At 57.8% G+C, this 6,427-nt stretch carries 5 protein-coding genes and 1 pseudogene; 3 read left to right on the top strand and 3 right to left on the bottom strand.

The window, feature by feature from the left end; all coding sequences use genetic code 11:
• The coding region (locus GSQ93_RS10820; protein ID WP_158935641.1) for an IS4 family transposase at positions 1-1,073 on the bottom strand (1,073 nt) is incomplete at its 3' end.
• Positions 1,074-1,268: 195 nt separating this feature from the next.
• On the opposite strand from GSQ93_RS10820, the pseudogene GSQ93_RS10815 reads away from it, so the two are divergent.
• Positions 1,269-2,599 (top strand): annotated as a pseudogene (locus tag GSQ93_RS10815) (IS4 family transposase).
• A 266-nt stretch (positions 2,600-2,865) separates the two neighbouring features.
• On the opposite strand, the gene GSQ93_RS10810 reads toward GSQ93_RS10815, so the two are convergent.
• A complete protein-coding gene (locus tag GSQ93_RS10810) occupies positions 2,866-3,780 on the bottom strand; it encodes a LysR family transcriptional regulator (protein WP_158935640.1) in 915 nt (304 codons plus the stop codon).
• A gap of 102 nt (positions 3,781-3,882) precedes the next feature.
• On the opposite strand from GSQ93_RS10810, the gene GSQ93_RS10805 reads away from it, so the two are divergent.
• Positions 3,883-4,704, top strand: a complete 822-nt coding sequence (locus GSQ93_RS10805; protein ID WP_158935639.1) for an SDR family oxidoreductase — start codon at positions 3,883-3,885, stop codon at positions 4,702-4,704.
• A gap of 274 nt (positions 4,705-4,978) precedes the next feature.
• On the opposite strand, the gene GSQ93_RS10800 is transcribed toward GSQ93_RS10805, so the two are convergent.
• On the bottom strand, positions 4,979-5,149 hold the full coding sequence (locus GSQ93_RS10800; RefSeq protein ID WP_158935638.1) for a hypothetical protein: 171 nt from the start codon (positions 5,147-5,149) through the stop codon (positions 4,979-4,981).
• Positions 5,150-5,727: 578 nt separating this feature from the next.
• On the opposite strand from GSQ93_RS10800, the gene GSQ93_RS10795 reads away from it, so the two are divergent.
• Positions 5,728-6,018, top strand: coding sequence for a hypothetical protein (locus GSQ93_RS10795; protein ID WP_158935637.1), 291 nt, complete (start codon positions 5,728-5,730; stop codon positions 6,016-6,018).
• Positions 6,019-6,427 lie beyond the last annotated feature (409 nt).

The following is a 6,427-nucleotide window of genomic DNA, read 5'->3' as shown; positions in this document are numbered from 1 at the left end:
TCGATCTTCCAGCGCATTGCGTACCAGTCCAGCTTTTCGATTGCATCACGCCTCGATGCGACTGGTAGGTCCGTAACTAGCTTCCACTCGATTCTTTTTCTGCCAATCGCCTCTGTCTTTTCCTGCGCATGTATCACAGTCAGGTTTAGTGCCGGATAGCGTTTCTGCTTGCCGATGGGCGGCAACACCGTGAGATGGTGATATTTGATCTCGAGGACGGCCTCCGTGACGTTCCCTCTCTGGTCGGTAGTCCGCACACGGTGTAGTCCTTTTACTCGCACCTCTTCCATCTCATCCGCTATCGTGTGTTCGCCATCACCCGCCAGTCGGTCAACGCAAGTCCGAACAAGAAAGTGTGTTCTCATGTCATGAGCCGCGCAAAACAACTCGTAAATGTCGCTTTCACGATCACCGATGTGAACGCATCGATTCGGATCACGGAACAGCGTCGTCGACTGCCTGAGATTCTCAAGCCAACGATAACTTTCCTTCTCTTCAATAGGTACCCGAGTCGGATTGATGCTCTTTTTCAAAGCATTGCAGCCTTTGAATTTGCTTCGCGTCCAGAACTTAACTGCTGCAAGGCCCAGCGGCACGCCGTCTGTCGTAACGGCGAGACTCGAATGCATCAGCATGCCGCATACCGTGAGCGCCTGCCGGCGACCTTCCTTGTCCCTGACGCTACCGCTCTTTCCGGTAAAGCCTATAAGCTCTGGCCGGTCCCGTTGATATGAAAATGTCGTCGTGTCTTGGAGCACCAAAACCGGCCCGTCAGAATTGGCAAAGCGCTCTCTCGTGGCCTGGAAGTGCCCGCTCAGGATATCTTGCTCACCCACACGGTCGTTGGCGAGGAAACGATAAGCGGCCTTAGTATTAGCCCAGTCCTGGCATGCAAACGGAATGCTTTGACCCATGCTTCCCCACAGTCGCTCGAGTAAAATCCGAAACCGCTTTCCCAGACGTTCGTCTTGGAACTTGCACTCCGTAACCTCCCGATCAAGCCACGTTTCGTCGTCCGCTGCAACTTCATCAAGATAGCGCTTTTCATTGCAGAACGGACGATGATTAGTCATTTAATCTCGATAGGCATCCTAATTTAAAAACGTTAACAGAAATTCTTGAGAAGATGTGGGTAATTGCAAGATAGACACCACGCTTACAAGCCACCTAAGAGTGTAATGCCGTTCAGTTGAGAGCTGAGCGGCATTTTGTTTTTGAAGCAGGAAGAGGTTGTAAACAACGCGCCAAGCTGTTAACTTTTCAGCGCGATGCTCTCAGCCCACCTTACCTATCTGATCGAAGCACAAGAGCCGGTAGCCGACCTGAGCCGGCTGGCTAAGCATCTTCCTTACGAATTGATCGCGCGTGCAGTCCGTGCTACGGGGACGGCAGGCCCAAGGCGCCGCCGCCTACCGGCTGAACAGGTGGTGTGGCTGGTCGTTGCACTGGCGATGTATCGGCACTGGTCGATCAGCGAGGTGCTCGACAGCCTTGACCTAGCGTTGCCCAACGAAGCCGCGCCGTTTGTCAGCAAGAGCGCCGCGGCGCAGGCGCGTCAGCGCATCGGCGAGGCACCCTTGGCTTGGCTGTTTGAGCAGACAGCACGTGCATGGACGACGCAGGACGCGGCGCACCATACATTCAAGGGGTTGAGTCTGTGGGCGATGGACGGCACCACGCTGCGCACGCCCGACAGCCCGACGAACCGTGAGCACTTCGGCGCACAAGGTTACGCCAGTGGCAAGGTGGCCAGTTATCCGCAGGTGCGCGCGGTGACGCTCACCGCGATTCCAACGCATCTGGTCGCCGATATCAATTTCGGTCGCTACGACACCAACGAAATGGTGTACGCCAAAAGCCTGCTGCCGCAGATACCGGAAGACTCGCTGACCGTGTTCGACAAAGGCTTTCTGGCCGCTGAGATTCTGTGTGGCCTGACGATGGAAGCACGCGATCGCCACTTCCTGATTCCAGCGAAATCCAACACCTGCTGGGAAGTGATCTCCGGTACCGCTGACGATGCAACGGTGCGCATGTGCGTCTCGCAGCAGGCACGCAAGAAATGCCCGGCTTTGCCAGAATTCTGGAATGCGCGAAAGATTCGCACCATCGACGCACGCGGGCGCGAACGCGTGCTGCTGACTTCGCTGGGGGACCGGCGGCGCTTCAAACCCGCTGATATCGTGGCCTGCTACGAGCGCCGCTGGCAGATCGAAACCAGTTTCCGGGAGATCAAGCAATCGATGCTGGGTTCGGAGTTGACCTTGCGCAGTCGCACCGTCGAAGGGGTGTTTCCGGAGATATGGGGTGCGTTGATCGCCTACAACCTGATTCGCCGTGAGATCGCCAGTGCCGCATGGGAAGCCAAACTCGAGCCGACCGATATCAGCTTCGTGCGGGCCTTTCATACGATCCAGCACGAAATGATGTGGGCCTCCGTTACTCCGGCCTATGCAAAATTGCCAGCGTGCCTTCAGCGGCTGCGTGAACGTCTCAAGGCTTTACCCAACGAAAACGACCCGGTCGCGCATGCGAGCGGGTCGTCAAATCCCGACCTAAACGTTACACCGTTCGACACCTTAAGAAGAACCTTAACTGAACGGCACTACATCTAAGAGTGGCTTTTTTGCGCCCGGCCATTTGGGCTTGGTCTAGCCGACAGGATTCGGAAGGCGCGCAATCTGGGGTGCCCTCAAGATTCGGACTTTTTCGTACGCTGGGCGTCTTGGTGAGCGTATCGAACGTCGCGGATCGACCCGTTTCAGCCACTCGCAATGGCGCCTCGAAGGTCGGTTCAGGGGCCGACAGGAGACGGCCGACGATAACGTGCCGGTACACCGTTCTTCAGTTCCGCGATGTTGCGCTTCAGGCACTGCCAGAGAGCTCGGACGCTCCACAATCTCGAATCACGGTGATGAATGCGCGCAATCCTGCGGGCACATACCGGTGTCCAGGATAGTAGAGACACAGCCCGGATGCATACTCCGACCAGTCGTCGAGCACGCTGACCAGCCGGCCGGAAGCGACATGGTCGGCCACCGCCCACTCGCTCATCCAGGCGAGGCCGATGCCGTGCAACGCGGCGTCGAGTATCAAATGCGGGCTGTCGAGCGTCAGTGCGCCCGGCACCTCGATATCGATGCGCTCACCGCTTTGCCCGAACGTCCACTTGTAAGGCGTTCCGCCCGGCAGCCGGCCGCGAATGCATTCGTGCGCGCGCAAATCGTCGGGTACCTTAGGCGTGGCTCGATCGACAAAGTACGAGGGTGCGCTCACAACCCGGAAGCACACCGCTGGACTGCACGGCACGGCGATCATGTCTTGAGGCACATGGTCGATCTGGCGGATCCCGGCATCGAATCCTTCCGCAACGATGTCCACCATTCGCGCGTCCGTCGCGATATCGAGCTTCATGTCGGGATAACGCCGGAGGAATTCGTAGCCGACCGGGTTCATCAGCCGCAGCGCCGCGCTTTCTGACGCGTTGATCCGCAATGTGCCCGCCGGTGTTGCACGATGCATATTGGCCTCGTCCATCGCGGCGGAGATTTCGCGCAACGCTGGACTGACGCGTGCGAGAAACTGCTCGCCGGCTTCTGTCAGCGACACGCTGCGCGTGGTGCGGTGAAACAAACGAACGCCCATGCGCTGCTCCAGCGCGGCGACTGCGTGGCTCAGCCCTGATGGCGACATACCGAGTTCTTTAGCGGCGCCGCGAAAGCTGCGGTGTGCCGCCACGGTTGCTACCGATATCAATTCGGATAACGCTGTCCTGTTCATTGTTCGATATTCTGCATCAACTCGTACGATTTTATGCGCATTGTCGCATCGATCACAGGTTGTTATCGTGTTTCTTCCATCGGCAGTCAGGGAAGCAGAACTATGAGCAAGACTATTTTAATTACCGGTGCTTCGTCGGGTATCGGCAAGGCGAGCACCACACTGTTTGCCGCAAAGGGCTGGAATGTCGTTGCGACGATGCGTCGCCCGGATGCATCGCTCGAAGCGGACAACGTGCAGGTCGTGAGACTGGATGTGCAGGACCCCCGCAGCATCCAGAACGCCGTCGACGCCGGCATCGCTCGCTTCGGCGCGATCGATGTGCTGCTCAACAATGCAGGTTACGGTCAGTACGGGTTGTTTGAAGCATTGTCGCCGGAGGCGATCCAGACGCAATTCGACGTCAACGTGTTTGGCGTAATGAACGTCACGCGTGCTGTCCTGCCGCATTTTCGGGCTCGCAAGTCTGGGGTCGTCGTGAACGTAGGGTCGGGCGCCGGCATCTTCACTTTGCCCATGTTCTCGCTCTACTGCGCAAGCAAGTTTGCCCTCGAAGGTTTCACGGAGTCCTTATCGTACGAACTGGCATCTCAAGGTATCGGCGTGAAGCTCGTCGATCCGCACGGCGGCGTAACAAGCACGCGCTTCAACGAGCGTTCCGCGCAAAGCGCAGCAAAGAGCGACGCACTGAAAGACTATGACAGTTTCGTCGCCCGCACGAATGAGGCCTTCTCCATGCTCACGGCTGCGCGTACGGTCACCGCAGAAGAGGTGGCCCACATCATTCACAACGCAGCGACCGACGGCACGGACCGCCTGCGCTATCTCGTTGGCGACGACGCGCGAGGCTTTATCAAGGCGCGCCGTAATCTTGACGACCAAGGTTATATCGACTTCATGCGGCAGCGTTTCCCATCCATCTGACTGCTGAGGTGGCGTTCATAAAGATGTTGGTCGGCAGATTGCGGCAGCACGCCTTTTGCGAGTGGCAGCCGGCTGAGTTACCCATAACGACGCCGCAAGCCGTTACCGAATGTCTTATCCGCACACCGTTAGCAGCCGTTCGCTGGCCAAGGATGATTAACCGCTCGTGGCCAACTGGGGCCGCCCGCACGTGACGCCCGCCTGCGAAGCAACGACTGGGACGGCAGCCGGCTCGCGACGTGAGTGTGAGCATTGATGCGGTGGGGATCCTGCGCTACTCCGCGATGATATGAGGCGGATTGAAGACGTCGAGCGTCGAAAATGCGGAGATGCCGCGCAGGCAGCCCAGTAGGTAGATGACCACACCTAGATCGCCGGTCGAGAGCGAGTAGCGCACCCGTCCGTACTGCACAGCATCGGCTTCTGACTGGCGGATACTGTGCATCGCGAACGCGCGACCTCTGAGTCTAGTGCAGAAACACATATGCTTTCAAAATGCGCCGAGCTTCGCGGCAGGGTATTGTGACCGATATGATCAGCTCGCGCTCGATCAGCTCGCGGCGCAGGACCTTACGTGACCGAGCATGGAATCGCGACAACGAGGGCGACACTCTCGAGAAGGGGTCCGCGCTCGTTTCTGTCGCTTGTCTAGGATTTGCGGATGCGGAGCCAGCCACCCCTACACGACCTTCTGGCCCACCTAGGACCGCGAGATCTGCGAAATTAAGCGTTTCGTTTTCCGGGCTATGCGGCGAACGAGAAACTTAATAAGATGCGCCGTCCTTTGCAACGGCGTTGTCTCTCAGCCAAATGCTCCTCCCGCTCCGAGCGGGAGTTTTTTCAGAAGTTCGGCGGGTCCGTGGATCTCTCCGGCATGCTGGTGGCTGCATTGCTTCAACGACCATACAAGAGGTTTACCGTGAAGGCGACTATCGTGTCTCGCTCCCCATACCAGATGGGGAATCCGAACAGATCTATCGATTTGGATCCGTCCTCGAAGCAGAGAACGACGCCCCTCCCTACGTGGAAACACTTTCGCTGCGCACCGCTCGTGTGTTGGTCGCCCATTTAGAGGATGGCAACGCGTTTGTGGAAATGTTGAGGGCGATCGTTGCCATTGATGTGGCCGATTACGACTCGCTGATCGGCCACCGATTCGATGATCATATTCAGCCGTCGAGAGTCGCGCCATTGGTCCAGCAGGCCTCACAAATTAGCGTCATCAAGCGACGGCGCTCGATGTCCGATCTGCCGAACTCGACAGCGTACAAATTTGCCCGCGCTCTGGTATCGAGCGCTATCGAGTCTCCGTAGCCGACTCTCAGCGGCCAGTCACGCTGCGCCCTCTCACTGGCAGAAAACTGACCGGTCCGTGCGTGCAAGTGGCATTTTCGGGAACAACTATTCGACTTAGCTGCCGCTGGCCGCGGGCCATACTGATGGCGGCTTAAGCCAACAAGGGGCTGCACCTCCGTCGTCATGGTGTCTCGCGTCCGCGGTCCGCGTGGGAGTCCGTTGTTTTGCGAGGAGAAAAGTTGAGCACGCTTGGTGTGGAACCGGAAGCTTAGTACCTCATTGATTCTCAACAAGGAAACGGTCTTAATGCCCTCAGAACGAATGCTCACGCTCACAACAACTCCTTGAGTTCAGGCGGAACGGTCGGTATCGGGGCAGCGCGGTCAAAGCCATCGGAAGCGAATTCAAAGAGGCCCCTCATTGGTGG

Origin of the sequence: Burkholderia sp. S171 (genome assembly GCF_009766085.1) — a bacterium.
In the GTDB taxonomy this organism is placed as follows: domain Bacteria; phylum Pseudomonadota; class Gammaproteobacteria; order Burkholderiales; family Burkholderiaceae; genus Caballeronia.
The sequence above is the reverse complement of the archived record's forward strand: the minus strand, read 5'-3'. Positions and strand labels throughout refer to the sequence as shown.

Bases quoted from the DNA above. Each gene is read 5' to 3' on its own strand.
- GSQ93_RS10810 (WP_158935640.1), bottom strand. From the start codon at position 3,780: ATGAACAGGACAGCGTTATCCGAATTGATATCGGTAGCAACCGTGGCG.
- GSQ93_RS10805 (WP_158935639.1), top strand. From the start codon at position 3,883: ATGAGCAAGACTATTTTAATTACCGGTGCTTCGTCGGGTATCGGCAAG.
- GSQ93_RS10800 (WP_158935638.1), bottom strand. From the start codon at position 5,149: ATGCACAGTATCCGCCAGTCAGAAGCCGATGCTGTGCAGTACGGACGG.